Source organism: Cupriavidus sp. FW216-B1 (genome assembly GCF_058789195.1).
In genome coordinates, this window is record NZ_JBYTEL010000001.1 from 356,385 (window position 1) to 381,957 (window position 25,573).

Genomic DNA, 25,573 nt, shown 5'->3' on the forward strand with positions numbered 1-25,573 from the left:
GTGGCGCTGTATCCAGAGATACAGCGGCACTCAAGCGGCGAACGGGGCCAGCCGCAGCGGCAACACGCTCTCCAGCCACATCGCCAGGGCGAGCAGTCTTCCTTCCTGGTAGCGTGGAGCGACAAACTGGATGCCCGCGGGCAGATCGTCGCTGGCCGATGTCCAGAGCGGATAGGACATTGCCGGTACCTGCGCGCCGTTGAACGCCGGCGTATAGGGATTCCACGACATCCAGTCCGCCCCGGGCCAGTGCTCCGGCTGGTCCATCCCCGCGCGGAAGGCCCGGATCGGGACAGTGGGCAGCAGCAGCATGTCCACGCGCTCGAACAGCGCCTCCAGTGCGCCGGCGTGCGCATCCCGCTGCCGGCACAGGGCGTGGTACTCCGGCATCGACCCGCATCGGGCGGCGCCGGCAAACGCGACGAGCCCGGGGTCCAGCTTTGCGCGCTGGGCGGGCGGGACGCCCGCGACCGCGGCCGCGCACCCCAGCCGGTATAGTTCTGCGGCGGTCCGGGATGCCGCATGGATGTCGTAGTCCACCTCCTCGATGCAGGCGCCGCCGTCGGCCAGGAGGACGAGCATGCCGTGCATGGCCGCGTGGACGGCCGGCTCGCTTTCTGCCCAGCGTCGCGGCGCGAGCAGGCCGATGCGCAGCTTGCCCGGAGGCGTGCCCGCGGCGCATATCCGCAGCGCCTGGCCCAGGTTCGAGGTCCAGTCCGCCGGGCTGGGGCCGCTGACGACCTGCAGGGTTTCGGCGATGTCGCGCGCGTGCGTGCCGAGCAGGCCGGCATGCACCAGGTGCGAAAACGCACTGGGGAACGGCGCCAGCGGGATGCGGCCATGATTCGGCTTGAGCCCGATGACGCCGCAGAAGGCCGCGGGGATACGCACCGACCCGCCGGCATCGCTGCCCAGCGAGATGCGGACCACGCCGGCCGCCACCGCCGCGGCGCAGCCCCCGCTGCTGCCGCCCGGCGTGAGCGCCGTGTTCCACGGATTGCGGGTGATGCCAAAGGCCGGGCTGTCGGTCACGCCTTTCCAGTTGAACTCCGGCGCGCGCGTCTGGCCCAGCAATATCGCCCCCGAGGCCAGCAGCCGCCGCACGAAGACCGTGGTGTCCGGGGTGGGAGTGTCGGCGGTGGTGGCCGATCCCCGGCGGGACGGCCATCCCCGCACGGAAGCGGACTCCTTGACAGTGATGGGCATGCCGTCGAGCGGCCCCAGCGGCGTGTCGTGCCGCCAGCGCCTGGCGGACTGCGACGCCGCCACCAGGGCCGGCTGCCGATCGATCAGCGCAAAGGCATTCAGGACCGGATCGACCCGCTCGGCATGCTCCAGGGCCGAACGAACGACGTCGACCGGGGTCAGCGCACGGTCGCGGTACAACGCGCGCAGGCGCTGGAAACTGGCTTGGTGGATCATGCCGCCCGGCCCTGAACGGCGGAGGATTCGCATTCGTTCCGCCTGGCGCTGCCAAGGTAGCTGCGCAACAGATCGGGATCGTCGGCCATCGCCTGGCTGCTGCCGGACTTGACGATGCGGCCGAGTTCGATCAGATACGCCAGGTCGGCGTTCCTCAGGGCCAGGCGGGCGTTCTGCTCCACCAGGATGACGGTGAGCCCTTCCTCGCGGCGCAGCGCCACCACCACTTCCATGATCTGCTGGACGATCTTCGGCGCCAGTCCGATGGAGGGTTCGTCCAGCAACAGTATCTTCGGGCGTGCGATCAGGGCGCGGCCAATGGCGACCATCTGCTGCTCGCCGCCCGACAATGTCCCCGCCAACTGGCCGCGGCGCGCTTGCAGGATCGGGAACAACGTGTAGATCCGCGCGAGCTCGCGCGCGAGATCGGTCCGCCGCCGCTGGGTGTAGGCGCCCAGCAGCAGGTTGTCCTCGACGCGCATCGAGCCGAACAACGCGCGTTTTTCCGGGATCAGGCTCATGCCGCGGCGCACGCGCTCGACCACCGGCGCATGCCCAATGGCGGTTCCGTCCAGCGCGATGCTGCCCGAATGGATGGGCAGGCTGCCCATCAGGGCCTTGAGCAAGGTGCTCTTGCCGGCGCCGTTGGCGCCGATCAACGTCACCAGCTTCCCCTGCGGCACGTCGAAGCTGACATCCTCGAGGGCATTGACCCGGCCATAGGCCACGGTGAGATTGCGCACGGCCAGCGTACTCATGCGTCGGCTCCCAGATAGGCGGCGACCACGGCCGGGTCGCGCTGCACCTCGGCGCTGGCGCCTTGCGACAGCAGCTCGCCGTAGTTCAGGACAAAAAGGTAGTCGACGCAGCCCATGACCAGGTCCATGTCATGCTCCACCAGCAGGATGGCCATCCCCCGTTCGTCGCGCAGCCTGCGCATGAGGGCGACGAGCGCGCGCTTCTCCGGCTCGCGCAGGCCGGCCGCCGGTTCGTCCAGCAACAGCACGCGGGGATGCGCCATCAGCGCGCGGGCTACCTCGACCAGGCGCTGGCTGCCCAGGGTCAGCTCGGCCACCGGGCGTCCCGCCTCCGCCGCCAGCCCGACCTGCGCCAGCGCGGCATGAGCCGCCGCGGCCAGGGCGCGCTCCTCGGCCCGGTCCCGGCCCAGCGCCGCCGCCAGCAGGCCGGCGCGGCCGTGGATGTAGCCGCCGAGCATGACGTTCTCCAGGACGCTCAGTTCCGCGACCAGTTGCACGTGCTGGAAGGTCCGGGCCACGCCCTGGCGGACGACCTGCGCCGATGTCCTTGCCAGCGGCTCGCCGCCCAGGGTGATCCGGCCCCGGGTGGCGGGCAGCACGGCCGTCATGACGTTGAACAGGGTGGACTTGCCCGCCCCGTTGGGCCCGATCAGGCCGGTGATGCGCGCGGCGCCGATCTCGATAGACACGCCCTGCAGCGCTCTGAGGCCCCCGAAGTGCTTCTCCACCGCCTCCACGCGCAGCGCGCGGGCCGGCAACCTGTCCGCCCCGGCAGGCGAGACCGCATGGCCTTCCATTGCCGGCGCGGCGGCAGAGCGGGGCACGCGCACCCAGGTCATCAGGCCGTTCGGCCAACGCAGCAGCGCGGCGATGAGAATCGCACCGAACAGCATGCTCTCCATCTGTCCCGGCAGGTCGAGCAGACTGGCGACCAGGTACTGCGCGCCGATTTCCAGGCCGGTGAACGCGATGGCCCCCAGCAGCGCGCCGAGCGGATGGAGCACGCCGCCGAGAACCACCATGATCAGCAGGTTGAACGAGGCGCCGACGGAAAACGAACCGGGACTGAGGAATTGCATGTAGAACGCGTACAAGCCGCCAGCCAGCGCAGTCATGGCGGCGGACAGGACGAATATCCGGATCTTCACCGCGGCCACGTCGACGCCGAACGCGCTCGCCATCGTCGGATTGGACTTGATGGCCGCGGCGGCTCTTCCGATCCGCCCGCGATGGATGCGGCAGAAAGCCAGGAAGGACAATGCCACCACACCCCAGGTGAGCGCCGTCATGGCGCGCGTGCCCAGCACGGCGCCATGCAGGCTGAAGGCGGGGATGTCCGGCAGGCCGGAAGCCCCGCCCGTCACCCCGGTCGCGGCACCGAAGCAGACATGGATCGCCATGCCCCAGGCCAATGTGGCCAGCGGCAGGTAATGGCCACGCAGGCGCAGCGTCAGGTGTCCGAGCAGGTAGGCCAGCGCCGCGCAGCCGGCCACGGCGGCAGCCAGGGCCAGCAGCGGCGGCCAGCCGGCGTCCCGGGTGAGAATGGCGGCGGCATAGGCGCCCGTGCCGAGGAACGCGGCATGGCCCAGGGACAACTGCCCGGCCGCCAGCAGGAACGACAGGCCAAGGCAGACGATCGCGTGGATGCCGGCCAGCGCAAGCAGCCCCGCGTAATAGGTCGGCAATGCCGCAATCATGGTCGCCAGGACCAGCGTGGTGCCGACAAGAATCGATTTGGTGGAATGCATGCGCTTTCGAGCCAGGGAGTTGTCAGGGGCGCGTCATTCGTCGTGCGCGGCGGCGCCGCGGTTGCGCCACAGCAGGATCGGAATGACGAGGGCAAAGACGAGTGCGTCGCGATATGCGCTGCTCAGAAACGACGCGAAGGATTCGAGCGCGCCCACGAGGAACACCCCCGCCACCGAGAGCGGATAGTTGATCAGCCCGCCCATGGCGGCGCCGACGAAGCCCTTGAGGCCAACGACAAAGCCCATTTCATAGTGCGCAGTCACCAGCGGGGCCAGCAACATGCCGCTGAGGCCGGACAGCGCGGCCGCCAGGAAGTAGCTGAGCCGGCCCGCGAACACGACCGGAATGCCGCAATACTCGGCGCCCTCGCGGTTGATGGAGGCCGCGCGCAATGCCTTGCCCGCCAGCGTGTGGCGGAAGAACAGATACAGCGCCAGCGCCGCGGCCAGCGAGATGGCGACGATGAACAGTGACTGGGCGCCCACGCCGATGCCGGCGAATGCGAGGCTCGCATCGCTGAGCGCGGGCACCGGCCGTGGGTCGGGGCCCCACAGCAGCAGCGCCAGCGGATGCAGGATCATCGCCACCCCCACGCCGATGATGACCAGCACCACCGTGGAACTGTCCGGCTTTGGCTCCACGGTGAGGCGATAGACGATCGGCCCCAGCGCCGCCACCAGTGCCGCGGAAGCCAGCATGCGCAGTCCGGCAAAGGGCAGCCGCAGCGACAGCATGCATAGCACCGCCAGCGCGAGGAAGGCCCCGAGATAGCCCGCCAGCGGGCGCAGCAGGCTGCGCTGGCCGTGGCGCGCGCGGCGCAGATCGAGCAGCAGGCAGACGGCGCCGCCGGCGGCCACCACATAGGCGACCGGCGCCAGCGTGCTTTCCAGGAAGCTCGCGTAGGTCAATGCGCCGAAGGTGATGTACTCGCCTTGCGCGATGTTGACCACGCGCGTGGTGGTGTAGACCAGCACCAGGCTCAGTCCGAGCAGGGAGTAGACGGCGCCGTTGGTCAGGCCATCCACGAGCAGAAACAGCGAGGTGAGGGCGTCCATGGTCATTTCAGCAACTCGAACTTGCCGTTCCTGACGATGGCGAGGAAGGTGCTGCGCCCGTCCAGGCCGAGGTGGTCCTGCGGGCTGTAGTTGTAGATGCCGGTGACGCCGACATATTCCCGCGTCTGCTCGATCGCATCGCGTAACGCGAGCCTGGCCTGGGCCAGGCCGGAAGCCTTGCCGGCGGCAACGACCTGGCGATAGGCGGCGACCGGAATGTTCACGGTGTCGTAGGCCTGCGCGGCGAACAGGTCGGCCTTGCCCGCGCCGTACTTGCCCTCATACAGGCCGACGAAGCGCTCGACCACCGGCTTGATCGGGTGGCTGGCCGGCAGCTGCCGGTAGACGGTGAGCGCGGCCGTGCCGACCACGGCGCCCTCGATCGCCTTCTTGCCCACGGCGATGAGCGCCGCGGTGGACGAGCCGGCACCGTGCAGGATCTCGCCCCCGAAGCCGACCCGGCGCAGGCTTTCGTGCGCCAGCGCGGACGAAGGCGGGATGGCGTGGACGTACACGGCATCCGGTTTCTGCCGCACTACGCGCATCGCCTGCGGCGTGAAATTGGTGTCGCCCCGCGCGAAGCGTTCCGCCGAGACGATCTTCATGCCTTTCTCGCCGGCGATGCGCTGGAATTCGACCCAGCCGCCCTCGCCATAAGAATCCTCCAGGCCCATGAAGGCGACCGTGCGATAGCCCTTGCTGCGCAGGTAGTCGACGGTGCGGACGATCATCAGGCGATCGGTCAACGGGGTCTTGAAGGTAAAGCGGTGCTGATCGGCCGGCTCGATCACCGCGGCCGCCGAGGCCAGCGACAGATTCGGCGTCTTCTCCTCCTCGACCACCTTGTTGACCGCCAGCGATGCGGGCGTCGTCGTGCAGCAGATGACGAGATGAACGCGATCCTCCTGGATCAATTTGCGCGTGGCATTGACCGCGCGCGCCGGGTCGGAGCCGTCGTCGTACTTGACGAACGTGACGCGGAAAGGGAGTTCGGCGTCCTGGCCCAGCCGCTCCTGCATCAGATTGATGGTTGCCACGGCGCCGGCGGCGATGGCCGATGCCCCGCCGGTCATGGAACTCACCACGCCGATGCGCAGTTCCGGGCGCGTATCGGCGTTTGCCGCGTGGGCCAGCGCCAGGCCGGCGAGACTGAGCGCCGCGGCGGACCGCTTGATTCCCAACATGTCTTGTCCCCCTCGAAGATCCCGGCTCGCGCCGGCCGCGTTGCCACTCGGAGGCAAGCGCCGGATTGCGTGCTGGTGGAGAGGGCAGTCTCTCAGCGGGCGGCGCGTCACGCTGTATCTGGCGATACAAGAGGGGGGAAGCAGCCCTAGGGGTTTCCCCCGAAGGGGTGCCGTGCGCCCGCGCCGGCGTGTTTGCCTGGCGCTAGTGGGAGGGCTGAACGAGAGACTTCAGCAAGAGCACGCGCCGGCCGCTGAAGGCAATGACGCCGTCACGCCGGAAGCGGTTGAGGACGCGGGTCACGGTAACGCGGGACAGGTCGGTGAGATGGCCGATCTGCTCATGCGTGAGGTCGACGGCCACCGCGCGCCCCGGGGATTCGGGATGCTGGTGTGTTACCCGGAACTGCTCGAGGAACTGGACGATGCGTTGTTCGGGCGGATCGAACACGGTCTGCCGCAGCCGTTCGATGGCCTGGCGCTGTTTGATGCTGAGCAGGTACAGCATGGCCATGGCGAAGGTCGGATCGCTCGCGACCATCGCCGGCATTCGCCGGATGTCGAACCGCAGCAGTCGCGAAGGCTCCATGGTGCGCGCGGACGCGCAGCGCGGGCGCTGCAGGAAGGCCGCGGCTTCGCCGATGACGCTGCCCGGCCCCATGATGTTGAGGATGGATTCCTGCCCGTCCTCGCTGAGCATGTGAACGTGGAGGCGGCCCTCCACCACCACGTAGAACGCCTGGTCGATCTGCCCCTGGCTGAACAGGCAGACCCCGCTCTCCAGACTGAGAGATTCGCCCAGGTGCGTCAGCGAACGCAGATAGGCAGCCTGCTCGCCTTGCGGGAGCCAGGTTTCCATCGCCAGAAACTGCGACAAGCCTTCAGCGGTGCCTTTGCTCATGGGGCCCTCCGTGGACATGTCCGACTACATGGCGGAAATTGTACGGCCACCACCGGGGACCGGCGCTGCGCCCAGGGTAATCCCTAGCTCCAACTCGCCGCCGGCCGCGGCAGCCCCGGAGCGCGCCCGCATCAGAACCGGTGCCGCATCCCCAGCCCGAAGCTGTCGCCGTGCGACTGGTCGGTCAGCTTGTCGTAGAAGTAGGCCACGTACACGTCGGTGCGCTTGGACAGGTTGTAGTCATAGGCGAGGCCCGCGGTATTGCGCCGGAAGTCCGCCGCGTCGTTCCTGGTCTTGTCATAGGCATACGAGACCAGCACGCTGCCCGCGCCGACCGGGATGGACGCGCCGATCTGGCCGTTGGTGTGCTTGATGTCGCCGGTGGCGTTGTTCACGCTGCTCTTGATGTACTGGCCCTGCGCGAACAGCTTGACCACCTTGAAGTCGTAGCTCACGCCGACCTGCACCGCGTTCTGCTTGTCGAAGCCGGCCAGCGTGGCGGGCGAGGTGACGTCGCCCGGCACGTTGCTGAACTTGACCTGCTGGAACGCCACGGTGGCGCCGAAGCCGCCGTTGAAGTAGAGCACGTTGCCGCCCCACTTGTTCTGGCCGTTGCTGCCCGGCTGCTCGCCGAAGGCGTAGATCGCGTTGGCGGTGAGGCCGCCGATGGTGGGCGTGGAGTACACCAGCGAGTTGCTCCAGCCCGAGTCGCCGATGATGCCCGGGTCGAACACGCGGCCGTTGCTGGCGGTGAAGTAGGTGTGGAAGATCGACGGCGAGAAGGTGTAGGAGTCGATCAGCGGGTTGAACAGGATCGTCGAGATGAAGTACGGCGTGGTGTTGCGCCCGAGCCGGACCGCGCCCAGCTTGTCGCTCTGCAGGCCGACGAAGGCGTTGCGCGTAAACAGCGGGTCGCCGTCGAAGCGGCCCTGCTTGCCGGCGTCGGGGCGGAAGAAGCCGTTGAGGTCGAAGATCGCCTTGAGGCCGCTGCCGAGGTCCTCGGTGCCGCGCACGCCCCAGTACGAGGTCTGCATGCCGCCGCTGTCGACGCCGTAGGCGCGCTGGCCGCCGCCGGCCTTGCTGGCGCCGGCGAAGGCGTCGACCATGCCGTAGAGCGTGACGCTGGACTGCGCCATCGCGCTGCCGCACAGCAAGGCTGCGGCCATGATCGCCGGTTTGACCACCGGCTTGAACTTGTAATGCATGAAGACCTCCCTGGTTGATCCCGTTCTTGTCATTGCTGTGGTTGCTGGCTCTTGTGGTATGGCATCGCTGCATCCGGGCGCCGGCCCGGCGCGGGCGCGACAGGGCCCGCGGGGGCGTGAGCGGGACACGTCCCCGTTGCATCTGGCGTCTTGCGGTTCGCTGGAAATGGCCGGGCCCAGGGCGGGCCCGCCGCTAGGCTGGCGGCCGCTGCGGGCCGGCCTGCGCGCGTCGTGGATGTTGCATCGGTTGGCGATGGATGGCTGCGATGGATGCAGTTTGCGGCAATTCGACCGCACGCAACCAGCACTTATTTCTTCTCATGGCGCGCGCAAAATGTGTGCGCTGGCGGGGCCGGCGCCATCGTCGCCCGGCGCTGTCGGCGCCGTCGCCTCACGCGGCTTGCGCCAGCGGCTGGTACAGCCCCGCCAGCGCGGCCTTCAGGTGCTCGGAAAAGGCCGCCGCCGCCGGCGGCAGGATGCGGCCCTTGCGCGCGCCCAGCACCAGCCGGCCGGCGCACAGCTCGGGGTCCGACAGCGGGATGGCGGTCAGCGTGCCCTGGCGCGTCTCGCGCAGCGTGCCGGCCTGGAACTGGAAGCTGATGGCGCCGGTCTGGCGCGAGAAGCTCTTGAGCATCTCCACCGTGGTGGCCTCCAGCATGACCCGCAGCGACAGCCGGTTGCGCGCGCAGATGGCCTCGATCAACTGCCGGCTGCCGAAGCTCTCGGGCCCGAGCGCGACCGGGTAGGGCTGGCAGTCGGACAGGCGCAGCGAGCGCCGCTCCGCCAGCGGATGGTCGGGCCGCATCATGGCGCAGAACGGCTGCGCGGAGACCGACAGCTCGTGCAGGAACGGCGTGGGCGGCGGGTCGTGCGCGAGCAGCAGGTCCGCCTCGTCCTCGCGCAGCGCGGCCAGCAGCTCGCCGGAGTTGCCCACCGAGACGCGGAACTGCACGCCGCGGTGGGTGGCCTGGTAGCGGCCGATGACCTCGGGCAGGAAATCGGTGGCGACCGATTCCACCGTGGCCACGCGCACGGTGCCGCGCACCAGCCCGCGCAGCTGCTCCATCTGCGCGGCGGCGGCGTCCAGGTCGGCCAGGCTGCGCCGCACGGTGGCGATCAGCACCTCGCCGGCGGCGGTCAGGCGCACGCCGCGCGGCAGGCGCTCGAACAGCGCGGTGCCGACCTGCTGCTCCACCTCCAGGATCTTGCGGTTCAGCGCGGTGGACGCCACGTGCAGCTGTTCGGCGGCCTTGCGGATGGAACCGTGGCGGGCCACGGCGTCCAGGTAGAGGTACAGGCGAGGCGGGTGGAGCATGGCGTGGGCGCTCGGGCGCTAGTGAGAACGATAAGTTCTCGCTAGCAAGGATCGTGCGCGCGCCTGGCCCGGAACGAGGGCGCGCTCAGGGCACCACCGACAGGAACAGGTAGGCCGCCAGCAGCACCAGGTGCACCACGCCCTGCAGCATGGTGGTCCGCCCCGAGTGCAGCGTCAGCGTGCTGACCAGCAGCGTGAACGCCAGCAGCACGGTCTCGGTCGGCCCCAGGCCCAGCACGAGCGGCTTGCCGACCACGATGAAGACCGCCGCCACGGTGGGAATGGTCAGGCCGATGCTGGCCAGCGCCGAGCCCAGCGCCAGGTTCATGCTGGTCTGCAGCCGGTCGGCGCGCGCGGCGCGCAGCGCGGCCAGGCCTTCGGGCAGCAGCACCAGCGCGGCGATCACGATGCCCACCACCGCGGGCGGCGCGCCGGCGCTGGCCACCGCGGCTTCCACCGTCGGCGAGAGCAGCTTGGCCAGCCCGACCACCGCCACCAGGCACACCAGCAGCATGCCGCCGCTGGCCAGCGCGACGCGCGTGGGCGGCGGCGGCGCGTGCACGCTTTCGTCGGAGTTGCCGGGCACCAGGAAGTAGTCGCGGTGGCGCACCGTCTGCACGAACACGAAGCTGCCGTACAGCACCAGCGAGGCGATGCCGGCGAAGGCCAGCTGCGACTGCGACAGCATCGGCCCGGGCACCGCGCTGGTGTAGTTCGGCAGCACCATCGTCAGTCCCGCCAGCGCGGCCAGCACCGCCAGCGCGGCGGTGGCGCCGGGCGCCTGGAAGGCCTGCTCGCGGTGGCGCAGGCCGCCCACCAGCAGGCACAGCCCGACGATGCCGTTGCATACCAGCATGGCCGCGGCGAACACCGTGTCGCGCGCGAGTCCCGCCTTTTCCGGGCCGGCCGAGAGCATCACCGAGACGATCAGCGCCACCTCGATCACCGTCACGGCGATGGCCAGCACCAGCGTGCCGAACGGCTCGCCCACCTTGTGCGCCACCACCTCGGCGTGATGCACGGCGGCGAACACGGAACCCGCCAGCGCCACGCCGGCCAGCGCCAGCAGCAGCGCCTGGCCGGGCAGCGCCAGGCCCGCCGCCAGGATGGCCCAGGCCGCCAGCGGCAGCCACAGCGTCCAGGCCGGCAGTTTCGTCGAAGTCAAAGTCATCCGTTCTCCCTTTTTTCGTTGGATCTTGCGATGGTGGCGCGGTTTTGTGCCGTATCGGGCCCGCCGGGCATGCCGCTGGCCGTTTCCCCCTTTGCGTCCTATTGTGGTTCAGCCTGGGCACGCAAGCCGCGCGCCAGGCGTGCATCGCGGAGATAAGGCAGGCCCGCGGGTAATTCGGTTCCCGATAATTCGCATGAATTGACAGAAATTGGTGGTGAATTTGCTGGAATTGCCGTTGCTTCGGCGAATTTCCGCCAGATGGCGCCGTCCCGGGTGAAGCCGGCGGCACCGGAGCGCGCCGGCGCCGCATGCGGCGCACGCGCGCGGCAAGCGGTCCGGGCGGGATGCGGTTCCGTCACATCATCGGCTCGGCGCAGGCCCTGCCGCAACCTTTTCGCTTTTCCTCGTGGGAGCACAGTCATGCAAAAGTATGGATCGGCCAGATGGCAGGGCGGCATCAAGGACGGGCAGGGCACCATCTCGGCCCAGAGCGGGGTGCTGAAGGACGCGCCCTACGGCTTCAAGGCGCGCTTCGAAGGCGGCCCCGGCACCAACCCCGAGGAACTGATCGGCGCGGCGCACGCGGGCTGCTTCTCGATGGCGCTGTCGCTGATCCTTGGCGAGGCGAAGCTGGTGCCGGAGAAGATCGAGACCAAGGCCACCGTCACGCTGGACAAGGACGACAGCGGCTTCACCATCACCGCGGTGCAGCTCGACGTGGCGGTGCGCGTGCCGGGCGCCGACAAGGCCGCCGTGGAGCGTTGCCTGCAGGCGGCCAAGGCGGGCTGCCCGGTGTCGAAGGTGCTCAAGGCCGAAATCAGCATGCACGCCACGGTGGAGACCTGAGCCCGCCGCGCCAACAGTCCGGGCACGCCCGGACTGGCTTCCTATAATGAAAACTGCCTGCCGCGCGCCGCACTCCGGCGCGCGGCGTCGCGTGCGTTCGCCGGACGGAACGCGTCTCCTATATCCAGACCCATTAAAGATAAGGCAGACATCATGCATAGCAGTGAAGCAGTCCTGACCCAGGCCCGGGCGGCCATCGCCCACGTGCCGTTCCACAGCCATCCCATCCATCCCACCATCCACCTGCGCCTGAGCGACGGCGCGCTGATCCTCGAAGGCGACGTCCCGGACATCGTCGACAAATCCCGCGTGGCCGCGATGGTGCGCCGCGTCGACGGCGTGCCCGAGGTGATAGACCATCTGCGCATCGCGGCCGAGGGCACGCCGGTGGGCGACGCGGAGCTGCGCAATGCGATCTGCGTGCGGCTGCTGCAGGCCATCGATTTCCGCAACTGCCGCATCTGCGCCCATGCCAAGGGCCGCGTGGAGCCCGTGCGCGAGGCCGTGGGCGAATCCAGCGGCGAGATCGCCATCGAAGTCACCGACGGCGTGGTCACGCTGCGCGGCCACGTGATCAGCCTGTCGCACATGCGCCTGGCCGGGGTGCTGGCGTGGTGGTCGCGCGGCTGCCGCTGCGTCGTCAACGAACTGGTGGTGGCCCCGGCCGAGACCGACCGCGACGACGAAGTCACCGAGGCGCTGCGCCTGGTGCTGGAAACCGATCCGTTCGTCGACGCCGACCGCATCCACGTGCAGACGCGCAACCGCGTCGTCACGCTCGAAGGCTATGCCACCAGCGAGACCGCCCGGCGCCAGGCCGAGCGCGACGCCTGGTACGTCCACGGCGTGGAGGACGTGGTCAACCGCATCGTCCTGAGCAACTGAAGTCCCCCGCGGCGGGCGCGGCGCGCTACGCCCCGCCCGTGGCGCGCGCCATGTCCTCCACGCGCCAGTAGCGCCGCTGCGCCCGCAGCGCGAAGCGCGCGCGGTAGTTCGACATGGACATCCCCGTGGCCCGCTGGAACAGCCGGCGGAACGCCGCCGCGTCGCTGTAGCCGCACGCCTCGGCCACCGCCTGCGCGCCGTGCAGCGTCACTTCCAGCAAGGTCTTGGCGCGCTCCACGCGCAGCGTGTGCAGGTAGTCGAGCGGGCTCATGCCGCTGACCTGGCGGAAGTGCCGCAGCAAGGTGCGCTCGCTGACCGCGGCGGCCTCGGCCACCTGCGCGAGCCGGTAGGGCGCGTCCACGTTGGCCTGCAGCCAGCGCATGGCGCGGTAGACCGGGCTGTCGGCGGTGCGGCTCAGCCAGCGCTGCGAGACCAGCTCCGGCGTCAGCTGCTGGCGCCCGGCCTGGTACAGCAGCAGCCGCGAGCAGGCCTGCGCGAGGTCGGGGTCGTGCAGGTGGCCCAGCACGCGCAGCATGAACTCGGTCTGGAGCGCCGGCGCCACGCAGCCGAACACGCGCTGGTGCACGCTCATGGGCTCGCTCGCGGAGAAATCGCAACGCGGATAGCGCCTGGCCATCCAGCTCTGGAACGGCCACGGCGCGCCCATGCGCGCGCCGTCGAGCAGGCCGAGCTCGGCCGGGAAGGCGATGCCGCATTCGCCGGCCGCGATCCAGCCGCCCGCCTGCGCGTGCCGCTCCAGCAGGCGCAGCGCCGGGCCGGCGCCGCTCACGATCTCCTCCAGGTGCGGCGCATTGCGCGCGTGCACGCCCGGCACCACCACCAGCGCGTTGCCGTCCTCGCCGCCGCGGCGGCGGCGCGACGGCTCCAGCCCGAGCGCGGGCAGCGACAGCGCGCGGCCGCCGGGGCCGATCACGCTCCAGCTCAGGCCGGGGTCGGCGTCGGGGCGCTGCAGGCGGGCCACGCCGGCCGCGGTGCGCAGCACGTCCAGCGCGCCGAACAGCATGCCCGGCATGGCATCGGGCAGCCACAGCAGGCGCACGCGCAGCGGCACGGCGCGCGGTGGCGGCGCGGCGGCGGGTGGAAGGGCGGTCGGGTCGGTGGAGGCGGTCATGGCGAGATCGGCATTCCAAATGGCGGGATCGATCCTACCCCGAGGCGCGCGCCCGGGCTAGCATCGTCGCTCGGCCGGCACCACGCCGCCGCCACGACAACAATGCCAACAGGAGACTTCATGCAGCCATCCCTGCGCCGACTTACCCATGCCGCCGCCGTGCTCGCCCTGGCGCTCGGCGCCGCCGGCAGCGCCCGCGCGGCCGACCAGCAACTGCTCGACGGCGCGCGCGTGGCCCAGCCCGCGGTGATCCAGTCGCTCAAGGACATGGTGTCGATCGAGTCGGGCAGCGCCAATGCCGCGGGCCTGGCGCGGATGGCCAGCTTCACCGAGGGCCGCCTCAAGGCGCTCGGCGCCACCACCGAGCGCATCGCCGTCACGCGCGGGCCCGGCACCATCGTCAAGGGCACCTTCACCGGCAACGGGCGCCGCCGCATCATGCTGATCGCGCACATGGACACCGTCTACGGCCCCGACACGCTGGCCACCCAGCCGATCCGGCAGGACGGCAACCGCCTGTACGGCCCCGGCATCGCCGACGACAAGGGCGGCATCGCCGTGATCCTGCACTCGCTGGCGCTGCTCAAGGCCGCCGGCTGGCAGGACTACGCCCGGCTCACGGTGCTGTTCAACCCGGACGAGGAAGTGGGCTCGCCGGGCTCGGGCGACACCATCGCCACGCTGGCCGAGCAGCATGACGTGGTGCTGTCCTGCGAGCCGTCGGCGGGCTCGGTGGTCATGAAGGGCCAGCCGCTGCTGCTGGCCTCGGCCGGCGTGGCCACTGCCACGCTCGACGTGAAGGGCCGCGCCGCGCATGCGGGCGCCGCGCCCGAACTGGGCCGCAACGCGCTCTATGAACTGTCCTACCAGATGCTGCAGACGCGCGACGTGGCCAGGGACGTGCCCGGCGCCGCGCTGATCTGGACCCGCGCCAGCGCCAGCGGCCCGCTCAACCAGGTCACGGAGCAAGCCGAGGCGGTGGGCGACGTGCGGCTGACCCGGCCCGGCGCGCTGGAAAAGCTGCAGGCCGCGCTGCAGAGCAAGCTGGCCGCCGGCAAGCTGATCCCCGACACGGAAACCACGCTGACGCTGACCCCGGGACATCTGCCCTACGTGGCGGACCAGCGCGGCCGCGCGCTGGCGGCGCGCGCGCAGGCCATCTACCAGGAGATCGACCGCGAGCTGACGATGGTGCCGCAGACCGGCGGCGGCACCGACGCGGGCTACGCCGCGCGCTCGGGCAAGCCCACGGTGCTGGAGAGCTTCGGGCTGGCGGGCTTCGGCTACCACGCGCGCGACGAATACATCGAGATCGACTCGATCGTGCCGCGGCTTTACCTGATGTCGCGCATCCTGCAGGAGATCGGTCGCGACTGAGAGCCGCGCGCGATTGCGGCGCGGCGCGGCGTGTTTCAGGCGGGCTTGCGGGCGGTGCCGAAAGCCTGCTCGCAGCACGCCAGCCACGCGCGCGCGGCGCGCGACAGGTAGCCCTCGCGCCAGACCAGGCCAAGCTCCCACACCAGCCCCGCGGCCAGCGGGCGGGTGGCCACGCGCGCGGGGTCGAGCTGGCCGGCGACCGGCGCGGGCAGGATCGCCACGCCCACGCCGGCCGCCACCAGCTCGCCGATGAAGTCCCACTGGCGGCTCTGCCCGGCGATCTGCGGCGTGAAGCCGGCCGCCTCGCAGGCGTCGAGCAGCATGCGGTAGAGCACGAAGTCGTCCTCGTACATCACGAACGGCCGGCCGGCCAGATCCGCCAGCTTCACCGCGCCGGCCTTGCGCGGCGCGTCGCCGGCGGGAAACACCGCGACCAGCGCGTGGCTGGTCACGGCCAGGCTGGCCAGCCCCGCCACCGCCGCCGGCAGCACGGTCACGCCGAGGTCCAGCTCGCCGGCGGCGACGCCTTCCTCCAGCGCGCGGCCGCCTTGCTCGCGCAGCCGCAGCTTGACACCCGGGTACAGGCGCCGGTACGCGCCGATCACCGGCGCCATGTAGCGCCCGGCCATCGGCGGAATGCCGACCCGCAGCTCGCCGCGCGCCATGCCGTCCACCTCGGCCACTTCCTGGCGCAGGCGGGCCACCTCGGCCAGCACGGCCTGGCCGCGCGCGAACACCACCTCGCCCGCGTCGGTCAGTTGCACGGTGCGGCCCTCGCGCAGCAGCAGCGGGCCGCCCAGTTCTTCCTCCAGGCTCTTGACCATCTTGCTGATGGTGGGCTGGGTCACGTGCAGGGTCTCGGCCGCGCGGGTGAAGCCACCCTGGCGGACCACCTCGACGAAATAGCGCAGGGCGCGAATGTCCATTGGGCTGCCTGAAAGATTGCCAACTCCGATCGCCGTCGGATTGCGGTCGGATCGTGGTCGGATCGTGGTCGGATCGCCGCGCCGGATTGGTATTCCAGATCGGCATCGATTCGATAATTTATATTCATTTTATATATCGAAGTGCGCTTCGTACACTAGCTTCCGTCGCCATCCCTGGTTTTTCCCCGATCCATGCACAGCGCAGTTCCCTCCACGCCGGACCCCGGCCACCCGGCGCCGTCCATTCCCTCCCCGCGGCCCGCCGGCCGGCTGCGCAACGGCGCCGTGGCCGGCGCGCAGGTGGCCGCACTGTCCGCCCTGTGGCTGCTGGCGGACTGGCTGCGCGTGCGCCTGGGCATTCCGCTGCCGACCGGCCTGCTGGGCCTGATGGCGCTGGCGGCGCTGCTGTTCAGCGGCGCCGTGCGCGGCGGCTGGGTGCGGCGCGGCGCCGACTGGCTGCTGGGCGAGATGCTGCTGTTCTTCATTCCCGCCGTCTTGGCCGTGGTGCAGTACCCGGACCTGGTCCGGCACCAGGGCCTGCGCATCTGCGCGGTGATCGGCGCCAGCACGGTGGCGGTGATGCTGGTCACGGCGCTGGTGGTGGAGCAGGTCTACCGGCTGGAGCTGTGCCTGGCGCGCCGCGCGCGCGGGCGCAAGCATCTCCGGCAGCGGCACCTGGGCAAGGAGCAGCATCGTCATGCGTGATACCGTGCTGGCGGCGCTGAGCTTCGCGGCCACCGTCGCCTTCTACTATCTCAACAAGCGCGTCTACGCGCGCCGCGCGCGGCTGTGGCTGATGCCGCTGCTGGCCACGCCGGCGGTGCTGATCGCGCTGGTGCTGGCCGCGCGCATTCCCTATCGCGACTACATCGCCGACACGCGCTGGCTGATGTGGCTGCTGGGCCCGGCCACCATCGCCTTCGCGCTGCCCATCTACGACCATCGCGCGCTGGTGCGCCAGCACTGGCTGTCGATCTCGCTCGGCGTGCTGGCCGCGGTGACGACGTCCGTGTTCAGCTCGGTCTGGCTGGCGCGCGGCTTCGGCCTGTCGGAGGCGCTGCAGAAGGGGCTGGCGGTGCGTTCCGTGACCACGCCGTTCGCGGTGGACGCGGTGCGCGCGCTGGGCGGCCCGCCCGATCTGGCCGCGGTGTTCGTGGTCATCACCGGGCTGCTGGGCATGGCCATCGGCGAGACCGTGCTCGCGTGCCTGCCGTCGGTGCGCAGCCGGCTCGCGCAGGGCGCCATCTTCGGCGCGGCGGCGCACGGCGCCGGCACCGCCAAGGCGCGCCAGCTCGGCGAAGTGCAGGGCGTGGTGGCCTCGCTGGTGATGATGATCGCGGGGCTGGTCAGCGTGCTGGCCGCGCCGCTGATCCGCGGCCTGTTCTTCTGACCTTCCGGCCTTTCGATCTTTCGACGCGGGGGGCGGCCCCGCGCCGCCCGTGCCGCGGTACGATGTGCGCTGTTTTTTCAACCCACGCCCGCCGCCACGCATGGACTACGCGCACATCCTCGAACGCATCCACCGCGACATCCAGCCCCTGCTCGGCCAGGGCAAGGTGGCGGACTACATTCCCGAACTTGGCAAGGTCCGCGGCGACCGCTTCGGCATGGCGCTGGTGTTCGCCGACGGCCGCAGCCACTGCGTGGGCGACGCCGCGGTGCCGTTCTCGATCCAGAGCATCTCCAAGCTGTTCGCCTGCACGCTGGCGTTCCAGCTGCTGGGCGAAGACCTGTGGCAGCGCGTCGGGCGCGAGCCTTCGGGCAACGCCTTCAACTCGCTGGTGCAGCTCGAATACGAGCAGGGCCTGCCGCGCAACCCGTTCATCAACGCCGGCGCGCTGGTGGTGACGGATGTCCTGTGCAGCCGCTTCGTCCAGGCCGAGACCGCGCTGGTGCAGTTCATGCGCCGCCTCAGCGGCAATCCCGCCATCGACTACGACACCCGCGTGGCGCAGTCCGAGTCCGAGCACGCGGAGCGCAACCGCGCGATGGCCTATTTCATGAAGAGCTTCGGCCGCCTGGAGATGCCCGTCGACAAGGTCATCGAGGCCTATTGCCGCCAGTGCGCCATCACCATGAGCTGCCAGGACCTGGCCCGCGCCGCGCTGTTCCTCGCGCACGGTGGCGTGGTGCCGTGGAGCGGCGAGCGCATCCTCGGCGCCAGCCCGGCCAAGCGGCTGTCCGCGCTCATGCTGACCTGCGGCACCTACGATGCGGCCGGGGATTTCGTCTACCGCGTCGGCCTGCCGGCCAAGAGCGGCGTGGGCGGCGGCATCGTCGCCGTGCTGCCGCACCGCTGGGCGGTGTGCGTGTGGTCGCCGGGGCTGGACCACAGCGGCAATTCGCTGGCCGGCGTGCAGGCGCTGGAATGGCTGACCACGCTCAGCGGGCACTCCATCTTCTGAGCATCTGCGTGCCGGCAGGGCGCCGGCACGGTGTCGCCGGCGCAACAGCCGGCCCGACGCGGGCGGCGTTCGCGGCCAGCTTTGATAGGATAGTGACTAGGTTCCGGCACCCGCGCGCGCGGGCGCGGGTGACGCGCAAGCGCCATCGTTCGCCATCGTTCGCCAGCGGCGGCACCGGGACCGCCCCATAAGAACGGAGACAGTCATGCCCTATGAGATTGCCTGGAAGAAGCGTGTGTTCGAAACGCACGAGGTGCAGGTGCTGGTGCGCGCCAAGACGCCCAGCGCGTGGGACTACACGGTGCGCGTGTGCCGGCCCGGCACCAATATCCGGGCCGCGAGCACCCTGGTGGAGTCCGCCAAGCCCTCGGAGCAGTACTCGACGCCCGAGGCGGCCGAGGCCGCGGGCTTCGTGCATGGCAAGGAGATGGCGGCGCGCCTGCCGTAGCCGCCGGCGGTTCAGGCCTGCGCGCGCCGGTACACCGCCAGCACGCCGGCCAGGCCGATCAGCGTCGCGCCGGAGACGCGGTTGAGCCAGCGCATGCCGCTGTCGCGGAACGCGTGCATCACGCGCGCGCCGAGGATCGCGTAGACCAGCATGGCCAGCAGGTTCAGCAGCGCCAGGATGGCCATGATGAGCGCGTATTGCGGCAGCAGCGGCGCGCCGGTGTCGATGAACTGCGGCAGGAAGGCGGACATGAACAGCAGCGCCTTCGGGTTGGTCGCGGCCACCAGGAAGCAGCGCATGAACAGCTCGCGCGCGGGCGCGCTTTCCCGCGGGTGGCCGGCTTGCCGCGCGGCCCCGGCGGGCAGGTGGCCGACCCTGGCGCGCAGCAGCTTCCAGCCCACGTAGGCCAGGTACGCGGCGCCGATCCACTTGAGCGCGCGGAAGGCGACCTCCGACGCGGCGATCACCGCGCCCAGCCCGGCCGCGGCGGTGGCGATCAGCAGCATGTCGGCGCACACCGCGCCGGCCATGCCCCAGCAGGCCGCGCGCACGCCGAAGCGCGAGCCGTTGCTGAGCGCCAGCAGCACGGTCGGGCCGGGCGTGGCGATGGTGACGGCAGAGGCCAGCACGAACAGCAGCAGCGTGGAATGGGTCATGGCGGGTTCCTGATGAGATGCGGGGCGGAAGGCATGCCCGCTATTCTAGCGTCCGCGCGCGCGGTGGCCACTTCGGCTGTCATGGCCGCTTGCGCGGCTACTTCTGCGCCATCCAGCGCGCCGTGGCCTGCACCACCTGCGGCTCGATGCCGTTGAAGCCGTGGTAGGCCAGCGCCTCGCACGGATCGCCCTCGTTGTTGCCGCCGTCGAAGCGGATCAGGCCGGCCCTGGGCGCCTTCGCCAGCTTGTCCATCAGGCCCTGCACCTCGCCGAACGGGCACAGCTTGCAGCCGTCCTGCACGTGGTGCACCACCAGCACCGGCACCTTGAGCTTGTCGAGGTCCATCGCGGGCACGGCGCGGCCGCGCTCCTCGCGCAGGATGGTGGAGGTCAGCACGATGCCGTCGGGGCCGCCGCCGTCGGCCAGCCGGATGGCGATGGCGGCCACCGACTGGGTGCCGCGGCTGGTGCCGACCAGCCACACGGGCACCTTGGCGCGGCTGCGCATCCAGGCGATCACGGCCTGGGCGTCCTGCGCGTGCTCGGCGGTCTGGCGGAAGCCGTTGAGGAAGGGCGGCGCGAGGCGGTCGCTGGGCGCGTCGACCACCGCCACGGCCAGGCCGTTGTCGACGAACAGTTGCCGCGCGCGCACCAGGAAGTTGTTGGCGCCCCAGCCGAAGCTGCCGCCGGGCGCGATGCGCAGCCCGCCGTGGCCGCCCGCGTAGAGGATCACGGCGGCGGTCGGCTGCGCCGGCGCGAGGTAGATGAAGCGCTGCGTGACGCCGGGCCGGGTCGGGAGGTCGATCACTTCCGGCGCGCCTTGCGCGCGCGCCGGCGCGGCCAGCCACGCCTGCGCAAGCAGCACGGCGAGCAGCAGGGCCATCATCCATGCCGCGCCGGGCAGGCGGGCGAATCCGGAAGCGGGGCGGTTCGGCATGGTTGTCTCCATTGGTGGCGGGCGCCGGTTTCTTGTCGGGGTGCCGGGCGGCCGGCCCAAGATAGCATTGCCGCGCCCGCCCATCAAACGCGGCCCGCCCGCGTCAGGCCGCCGCGCGGATCCGGTACACGCAGCGGCGCGCGTTGCTCAGCAGATGCGCCTCGCGGTCGACGGTGGCGCCGGCGCCGGCGACCTCGCGGAAGATCTCCAGCTCGGCGCGGCAAAAGCCCTGGCAGGCCTGCGCCGCCGCGCAGATCGGGCAATGGTCTTCGATCAGCAGCCAGTCTTCGCCGTCGCGCTCGAGCCGCGCCATGTAGCCTTCGGCGCTGCGCAGCCCGGCCAGCGTCTCCAGCCGCCGGCCGATCTCCGCCTGCCCCGCCACCGCGGCGAGGTATTGCGCGCGGGTGTCGGCTTCGCGCCTGGCGATCAGTTGTTCCATGCCGGCTTCGCCGAACAGTTGCCGCACCGAGCCGATCAACTGGATGGTCAGTTGCGCGTGGGTGTCGGGAAAGCGGCCGTGGCCGCTGGCGGTGAGCACCCAGTCCTGGCGGGGCCGCCCGGCGCCGGCCGGGGTTTGCTGGCGGCCTTCGATCAGTCCCGCCGCCAGCAGCTTGTGCACCTGCTGGCGCGCGGCCTCGGCGGTGCCGCCGAGGGCCTGGGCGATCTGCGTGGTGGAAGCCGGGCCGCGCGTCTTGAGCAGGAACAGGATGCGATCACCCGGAGACCCGGCAGGGTTATCCAAGTTTTCTATTGCGTAATGCATGGTGGCGCCCTAATATCCAAAAACTTTCTTGGATATTAGGGCAGCCCGCGCGCGTTGTCGAGCGCGGCGCTTTGCTTCCGCCCTGTCCGGCATCCGCCGCATTCGTCAAGAGTCAAAAGGAGACCGCCCCATGCACGCCCCCGGCATCCGGCCCGCGCCGCGCCAGCTCACCATGCTCAACCCGCTCGGCCTGTACGATCCCCGCGCCAACGGCTATTCCCACGTGGCGATGATCCCGCCCGGCGCCGCCCTGGTCTGCGTGGCCGGGCAGGGCGGCGAACGCGCCGACGGCAGCCTGCCCGCCGGTTTCATGGCCCAGGTGCGGCAGGCGCTGGACAATCTGTGCGTGGCGCTGGCGGCGGCGGGCTCGCAGCCGCGGCAGGTGGCCAGGCTCACGGTACTGGTGGTGGATCACAGCGAAGCGCGCCTGGCGGTGCTGTCCGGCGAGCTGCGCCGGATCTGGGGCGACGCGCCCGCGCCGGCCTGCACGCTGATCCCGGTGCCGCGGCTGGCGCTGGACGGCATGCTGTTCGAGATCGAGGCGCTGGCGGTGGCGGATGCCCCGGCGGCCCGCCCGGCGTGATGCGGCCGCGCCTACGCCGCCAGCTTGGGCGGCTGCGCGGGGCGGCCGTCCTTGCTGTCGCCGAAATGCGGGTGGCGGGCGAACAGGTCGGCGGCCCAGTTGACGAACACGCGGACCTTGGCGGACAGGTGGCGGTTCTGCGGATACATGGCGGACACCGGCAGCGAGTCGGTGGGCCAGTCGGTCAGCACTTCGACCAGCCGGCCGCTTTCCACGTAGGGCTGCGCCATCATGCGCGAGATGCGCGCCAGGCCGTGGCCTTCGAGCGCGCAGGCCAGGTAGGCGTCGGCGTCGTTGGTGGAGATGGCCGAAGGCAGCAGCAGCTCGGTGCGCTTGTCGCCCTGGCCCATCGGCCACGGCATTTCGCGGCCGGTGCGGTTGGACAGGTAGTTGACCGCCCTGTGCTGCGCGAGGTCGCTCGGCTGCGTGGGCGTGCCCTGGCGGTTGAGGTAGAGCGGCGAGCCATAGAAGCCCAGGCGCAGCTGCCCGATGCGGCGCGCCACCATCGTCTCGTCCACCGGGTCGCCCACGCGCAGCACCACGTCCACGCCTTCCTTGAGCAGGTCGATGGGCTTGCCGTTGATGGTCAGCTCCATCTTCAGCTCGGGATAGGCGGCGAAGAACTCGTGCAGCCCGGGGATCAGCACCATCTGCGCCAGCCCGGCGGAGGTATCCACCGCCAGCGTGCCGCGCGGCGTGTTGTTCTGGTGGGTCAGCGACTGCTCGGCTTCCTCCACGTCGGCCAGGATGCGCACGCAGCGCTCGTAATAGGCGGCGCCGTCGGTAGTGACGCTGATGCGCCGCGTCGTGCGATGCAGCAGCTTCACGCCGAGGTGCGTTTCCAGGTTCTGGATCAGCCGCGTGAGGGTGGCCTTGGGCAGATCCATCGATTCGGCCGCCCGCGCGAAGCTGCCTATATCCACGACGCGGGTGAATGCCTGCATTGATACGAGACGATCCATGTTCACTCCCCGGGAAAAGGATACGGGCGGGCCTGGCTGGCGTGCCGGACTTCTTGTCGAGTCCGTCGGGCCTGCCGGGCCTGTTGGGATTACAGGGCCTGCTGGACTTGTCGGCCGCCCGGGCCAGACCTTTAGCGGCCGGGCCGGGAGCGCATCGCGCAGCGCGCGCGGCCGCGGAAGTGCGGGAGTGGATCACAAAACCAATGACCTTGCACGGCGCAGGGTTTCCCGCCGCGGGCGCGCCGGATTATTTCACGGCAGAAACAGTGCATTGGTAAAGCCTCGCTTTATCCCACCTTTATCAACCACCATAATTCGCTGCATCGCAATATGCAATGGAAGCGCCGTTAACGCGGCGCATGTGATCGCCATGCCTTCCCGATCGAAAGCTGCAGCCGCAGCGTCCGCCGCCGAACTGGCCGTGGGACGCACGACCGAGCACGCCGTCGAGAGCTGCGGCCGCACGATCCTGGTGCGCCTGAGCTATCCGCCGGGCTATCCGGAAGGCAAGGGCGCCGCGCTGCTGCCGTGGCTGCTTTATCTGCACGCGGGCGGCTTCGTGGAATGCAGCGTGGAGAAATCCCAGCGCCTGGCCGCGTGGCTGGCGGCCACGATGCCGGCGGTGGTGGTGACGCCGGCCTATTCGCTGGCACCCGATTTTCCGTTTCCGGCGGCGCCGGAAGACGTATTCAATACCACCGCCTGGGTGTTGCGTCACGCGCGCCGCCTGAAGGTGGACAAGCTGCGCTTCGCCCTGGTGGGCGAGGAGGCCGGCGGCAACCTGGCGATCGCGCTGTCGCAGATGCTGCGCGACCGCGGCCTGCCCGAGCCGCGCGCGCAGTGGCTGATCCGGCCGGTGACGGACCCCTGCCTAGAGCACGCCTCGTGCGCGTTCGCGCAGGGCGGGCCGAGCGTGTCGCTGGAGCGGCTGCAGCGCCTGGCGGGTTTCTACCGCGATTACCTGCCGACCCCGGCCGCCAGCGTGCACCCGTATGCGGCGCCCGCGCTGGCCTCGCGGCTGGCGGGCTTGCCGCCCACGCTGATCCAGGTGGCGGAAGAAGATGCGCTGCGCGCCGAGGGCGAGGCCTTCGCCGCGCGGCTGCAGGCGGCCGGCGTGCCGGCCGAAGCCAGAATCATGCCCGGCGCCTGTGGCGACGGGGTGGAACAGACCCTCGACCGATGTCAGGTCTGGGTCAACGAAGGCGCGCATTACCTGCAAGGCTGCCTTGCCGGCGATGACGATGCCTCACCAAGGACCGGACGCGACCCGGGCGCCAGCTCGCCAGGCTGACCCGCGCGAACCACGACAAGCCGGCCTGCGCGAGCAGGCATACCGGGCGCGGCCCCTGGCGCGCCCCGGCGGCGGCGTTCGTCCTTTTTTTGCTTTCCAGTTGAAGAAAACCCGCTACGGAATACGGAGTGTAGAAAAATGAAGCAGCAATATCGACGCACCATGATTGCCCTGGCCATCGTCGCCGTGCTCGGCGCGGGCCTGGCGACCTCATTGCTCAAGCCCTGGCATGCCGGCGAGGCGCAGGCCGTGCCGGCACCCGCCCCGACCGCCGTGGATGTGGCCGGCGTGATCGGCAAGACCATCACCGAGTGGGACGAGTTCTCCGGCCGCCTCGAAGCGGTGGACCGCGTGGAGATCCGCGCGCGGGTGGGCGGCACCATCGACGCCGTGCACTTCCGCGAGGGCGCGCTGGTGAAGAAGGGCGACCCGCTGTTTACCATCGACCCGCGCCCCTACGCCGCCGAAGTGGCGCGCGCCGAGGCCGCGCTGGCCGCCGCCCAGGTGCGCGCCTCGCACGCGCAGACCGAACTGGCGCGCGCCCAGCGGCTGGTGCAGGACAACGCCGTGTCGCGCCGCGAGTTCGACGAGCGCGACAACACCGCGCGTGAGGAAGTCGCCAACGTGCGCGCCGCGCAGGCCTCGCTCGAAGTGGCGCGGCTGAACCTGACCTACACCCGCATCGTGGCGCCGGTGAGCGGGCGCGTCTCGCGCGCCGAGATCACGGTCGGCAACCTGGTCGCGCCGGGCGCTTCGTCGCCGGTGCTGACCACGGTGGTGTCGGTGTCGCCGATGTACGCCAACTTCGAGGTCGACGAGCAGACCTACCTGCGCTACACCGCGCCCGAGGCCGGCGGCACGGGCGGCGCCCAGGGCGCGCAGTCCAGGCTGCCCGTGTTCCTGGGCCTGGGCAACGAGGACGAATACCCGCGCGAGGGCCGCATCCAGTCGATCGACAACCGGCTCGACACGCGCAGCGGCACCATCCGCGTGCGCGCCGTGTTCGACAACCCGGACGGCCGCCTGCTGCCGGGCCTGTACGCGCGCATCAAGCTCGGCGGCGGCGCGCCGCATCCGGTGGTGCTGATCAATGACCGCGCGATCGGCACCGACCAGGGCAAGAAGTTCGTGCTGGTGCTGGACAAGGCCAACAAGCTGGCCTACCGCGAAGTCACGCTCGGACCGTCGTACGAAGGCCTGCGCGTGATCCGCCAGGGCCTGAAGGCCGACGAGAAGATCGTGGTCAACGGCCTGCAGCGCGTGCGCCCCGGCGACACGGTGTCGCCCAAGGCGGTGGAGATGGCCTACAAGCGCGAGCTGGACCAGCGCGCCGACGCCGCCGAGCGCAAGCAGGCCGCCGCCGACAAGGAAACCGACAAGGCCGCCGAGGGCAAGCCGGTGACCTGAGCCCCGAATGGCCGACATGAACCCGACATGAACGGAATCTGCTGAGGGTTTGCTCCCCTCTCCCGCGTGCGGGAGAGGGGCCGGGGGATGGCATTTCACCGGGGCCGGCGCAAGACATGCGCACCGGTCCCGGCGAAACGCCGCCCCCCGGAAAACCGAGCCATTTATTTGCTTCCCCACGCTCCATATGGCGCCCGC

25 protein-coding genes are annotated in these 25,573 nt (G+C 70.5%); 10 read left to right on the top strand and 15 right to left on the bottom strand.

What is annotated here, in order from left to right; all coding sequences use genetic code 11:
* Positions 1-30: 30 nt before the first annotated feature.
* From AC3WXD_RS01445 to AC3WXD_RS01485, 9 genes are all read right to left on the bottom strand, one after another.
* Positions 31-1,422, bottom strand: coding sequence for an amidase family protein (locus tag AC3WXD_RS01445; protein ID WP_492322872.1), 1,392 nt, complete (start codon positions 1,420-1,422; stop codon positions 31-33).
* A complete protein-coding gene (locus tag AC3WXD_RS01450) occupies positions 1,419-2,180 on the bottom strand; it encodes an ABC transporter ATP-binding protein (RefSeq protein WP_492322873.1) in 762 nt (253 codons plus the stop codon). Before AC3WXD_RS01450 ends, AC3WXD_RS01445 begins: the two co-directional genes overlap by 4 nt.
* Positions 2,177-3,928, bottom strand: coding sequence for a branched-chain amino acid ABC transporter ATP-binding protein/permease (locus tag AC3WXD_RS01455; RefSeq protein WP_492322874.1), 1,752 nt, complete (start codon positions 3,926-3,928; stop codon positions 2,177-2,179). Before AC3WXD_RS01455 ends, AC3WXD_RS01450 begins: the two co-directional genes overlap by 4 nt.
* Before the next feature lie 33 nt (positions 3,929-3,961).
* Positions 3,962-4,984 (bottom strand): branched-chain amino acid ABC transporter permease, encoded by a 1,023-nt coding sequence (locus AC3WXD_RS01460; protein WP_492322875.1) that lies wholly within the window; start codon positions 4,982-4,984, stop codon positions 3,962-3,964.
* Positions 4,985-4,986: 2 nt separating this feature from the next.
* Positions 4,987-6,279, bottom strand: coding sequence for an ABC transporter substrate-binding protein (locus AC3WXD_RS01465; RefSeq protein ID WP_492322876.1), 1,293 nt, complete (start codon positions 6,277-6,279; stop codon positions 4,987-4,989).
* A 91-nt stretch (positions 6,280-6,370) separates the two neighbouring features.
* The gene (locus AC3WXD_RS01470; protein ID WP_020205497.1) at positions 6,371-7,066 is read right to left on the bottom strand and encodes a Crp/Fnr family transcriptional regulator; all 696 of its coding nucleotides are present in this window, start codon (positions 7,064-7,066) and stop codon (positions 6,371-6,373) included.
* Between the two features lie 131 nt (positions 7,067-7,197).
* Positions 7,198-8,271 carry a porin gene (locus AC3WXD_RS01475; protein WP_020205498.1) on the bottom strand — a complete coding sequence of 358 codons (1,074 nt, stop codon included), beginning with the start codon at positions 8,269-8,271 and terminating at the stop codon, positions 7,198-7,200.
* 391 nt (positions 8,272-8,662) lie between these two features.
* Positions 8,663-9,586: a LysR family transcriptional regulator gene (locus AC3WXD_RS01480; protein ID WP_043367138.1), complete on the bottom strand. Its 924-nt coding sequence runs from the start codon at positions 9,584-9,586 to the stop codon at positions 8,663-8,665.
* 85 nt (positions 9,587-9,671) lie between these two features.
* Positions 9,672-10,757, bottom strand: a complete 1,086-nt coding sequence (locus AC3WXD_RS01485; RefSeq protein ID WP_029044145.1) for a calcium:cation antiporter — start codon at positions 10,755-10,757, stop codon at positions 9,672-9,674.
* Between the two features lie 420 nt (positions 10,758-11,177).
* On the opposite strand from AC3WXD_RS01485, the gene AC3WXD_RS01490 reads away from it, so the two are divergent.
* Entirely contained in the window at positions 11,178-11,603 is a 426-nt protein-coding gene (locus AC3WXD_RS01490) for an OsmC family protein (protein ID WP_020205501.1), read from the top strand.
* A 153-nt stretch (positions 11,604-11,756) separates the two neighbouring features.
* Positions 11,757-12,488: a BON domain-containing protein gene (locus tag AC3WXD_RS01495; RefSeq protein WP_020205502.1), complete on the top strand. Its 732-nt coding sequence runs from the start codon at positions 11,757-11,759 to the stop codon at positions 12,486-12,488.
* A gap of 25 nt (positions 12,489-12,513) precedes the next feature.
* Here the strand turns inward: AC3WXD_RS01495 and AC3WXD_RS01500 are convergent, their stop codons facing one another.
* Positions 12,514-13,620, bottom strand: a complete 1,107-nt coding sequence (locus AC3WXD_RS01500; RefSeq protein WP_492322877.1) for a GlxA family transcriptional regulator — start codon at positions 13,618-13,620, stop codon at positions 12,514-12,516.
* Between the two features lie 120 nt (positions 13,621-13,740).
* On the opposite strand from AC3WXD_RS01500, the gene AC3WXD_RS01505 reads away from it, so the two are divergent.
* Positions 13,741-14,997, top strand: a complete 1,257-nt coding sequence (locus tag AC3WXD_RS01505; RefSeq protein WP_492322878.1) for a glutamate carboxypeptidase — start codon at positions 13,741-13,743, stop codon at positions 14,995-14,997.
* A 35-nt stretch (positions 14,998-15,032) separates the two neighbouring features.
* Here AC3WXD_RS01505 and AC3WXD_RS01510 read toward each other — a convergent pair whose 3' ends face one another.
* On the bottom strand, positions 15,033-15,923 hold the full coding sequence (locus tag AC3WXD_RS01510; protein ID WP_492322879.1) for a LysR family transcriptional regulator: 891 nt from the start codon (positions 15,921-15,923) through the stop codon (positions 15,033-15,035).
* 192 nt (positions 15,924-16,115) lie between these two features.
* Between AC3WXD_RS01510 and AC3WXD_RS01515 the strand changes: the two genes are divergently transcribed.
* The 4 genes from AC3WXD_RS01515 to AC3WXD_RS01530 all read left to right on the top strand — a co-directional run bounded on the left by AC3WXD_RS01515 (position 16,116) and on the right by AC3WXD_RS01530 (position 18,776).
* On the top strand, positions 16,116-16,628 hold the full coding sequence (locus tag AC3WXD_RS01515; RefSeq protein ID WP_492322880.1) for a CidA/LrgA family protein: 513 nt from the start codon (positions 16,116-16,118) through the stop codon (positions 16,626-16,628).
* The gene (locus AC3WXD_RS01520; protein ID WP_492322881.1) at positions 16,621-17,313 is read left to right on the top strand and encodes an LrgB family protein; all 693 of its coding nucleotides are present in this window, start codon (positions 16,621-16,623) and stop codon (positions 17,311-17,313) included. The genes AC3WXD_RS01515 and AC3WXD_RS01520 overlap by 8 nt, the downstream gene beginning before the upstream one ends.
* Positions 17,314-17,413: 100 nt before the next feature.
* On the top strand, positions 17,414-18,328 hold the full coding sequence (locus AC3WXD_RS01525; protein ID WP_020205508.1) for a glutaminase: 915 nt from the start codon (positions 17,414-17,416) through the stop codon (positions 18,326-18,328).
* Positions 18,329-18,533: 205 nt separating this feature from the next.
* Entirely contained in the window at positions 18,534-18,776 is a 243-nt protein-coding gene (locus tag AC3WXD_RS01530) for a hypothetical protein (RefSeq protein ID WP_020205509.1), read from the top strand.
* Between the two features lie 11 nt (positions 18,777-18,787).
* Here the strand turns inward: AC3WXD_RS01530 and AC3WXD_RS01535 are convergent, their stop codons facing one another.
* From AC3WXD_RS01535 to AC3WXD_RS01545, 3 genes are all read right to left on the bottom strand, one after another.
* The gene (locus tag AC3WXD_RS01535; protein WP_059414102.1) at positions 18,788-19,432 is read right to left on the bottom strand and encodes a LysE family translocator; all 645 of its coding nucleotides are present in this window, start codon (positions 19,430-19,432) and stop codon (positions 18,788-18,790) included.
* 97 nt (positions 19,433-19,529) lie between these two features.
* Positions 19,530-20,369, bottom strand: a complete 840-nt coding sequence (locus AC3WXD_RS01540; RefSeq protein WP_492322882.1) for an alpha/beta hydrolase — start codon at positions 20,367-20,369, stop codon at positions 19,530-19,532.
* A gap of 103 nt (positions 20,370-20,472) precedes the next feature.
* Positions 20,473-21,132, bottom strand: a complete 660-nt coding sequence (locus AC3WXD_RS01545; RefSeq protein WP_492322883.1) for a helix-turn-helix transcriptional regulator — start codon at positions 21,130-21,132, stop codon at positions 20,473-20,475.
* Between the two features lie 130 nt (positions 21,133-21,262).
* Here AC3WXD_RS01545 and AC3WXD_RS01550 point away from each other — a divergent pair, with 130 nt between their 5' ends.
* Positions 21,263-21,715: a RidA family protein gene (locus tag AC3WXD_RS01550; protein WP_492322884.1), complete on the top strand. Its 453-nt coding sequence runs from the start codon at positions 21,263-21,265 to the stop codon at positions 21,713-21,715.
* A gap of 11 nt (positions 21,716-21,726) precedes the next feature.
* Here AC3WXD_RS01550 and AC3WXD_RS01555 read toward each other — a convergent pair whose 3' ends face one another.
* Positions 21,727-22,677: a LysR family transcriptional regulator gene (locus AC3WXD_RS01555; protein WP_059414109.1), complete on the bottom strand. Its 951-nt coding sequence runs from the start codon at positions 22,675-22,677 to the stop codon at positions 21,727-21,729.
* A gap of 370 nt (positions 22,678-23,047) precedes the next feature.
* Between AC3WXD_RS01555 and AC3WXD_RS01560 the strand changes: the two genes are divergently transcribed.
* Together AC3WXD_RS01560 and AC3WXD_RS01565 are read left to right on the top strand one after the other, a co-directional pair.
* On the top strand, positions 23,048-23,968 hold the full coding sequence (locus AC3WXD_RS01560) for an alpha/beta hydrolase (RefSeq protein ID WP_043367010.1): 921 nt from the start codon (positions 23,048-23,050) through the stop codon (positions 23,966-23,968).
* A gap of 138 nt (positions 23,969-24,106) precedes the next feature.
* Entirely contained in the window at positions 24,107-25,375 is a 1,269-nt protein-coding gene (locus tag AC3WXD_RS01565) for an efflux RND transporter periplasmic adaptor subunit (protein WP_059414111.1), read from the top strand.
* Positions 25,376-25,573: the final 198 nt, after the last annotated feature.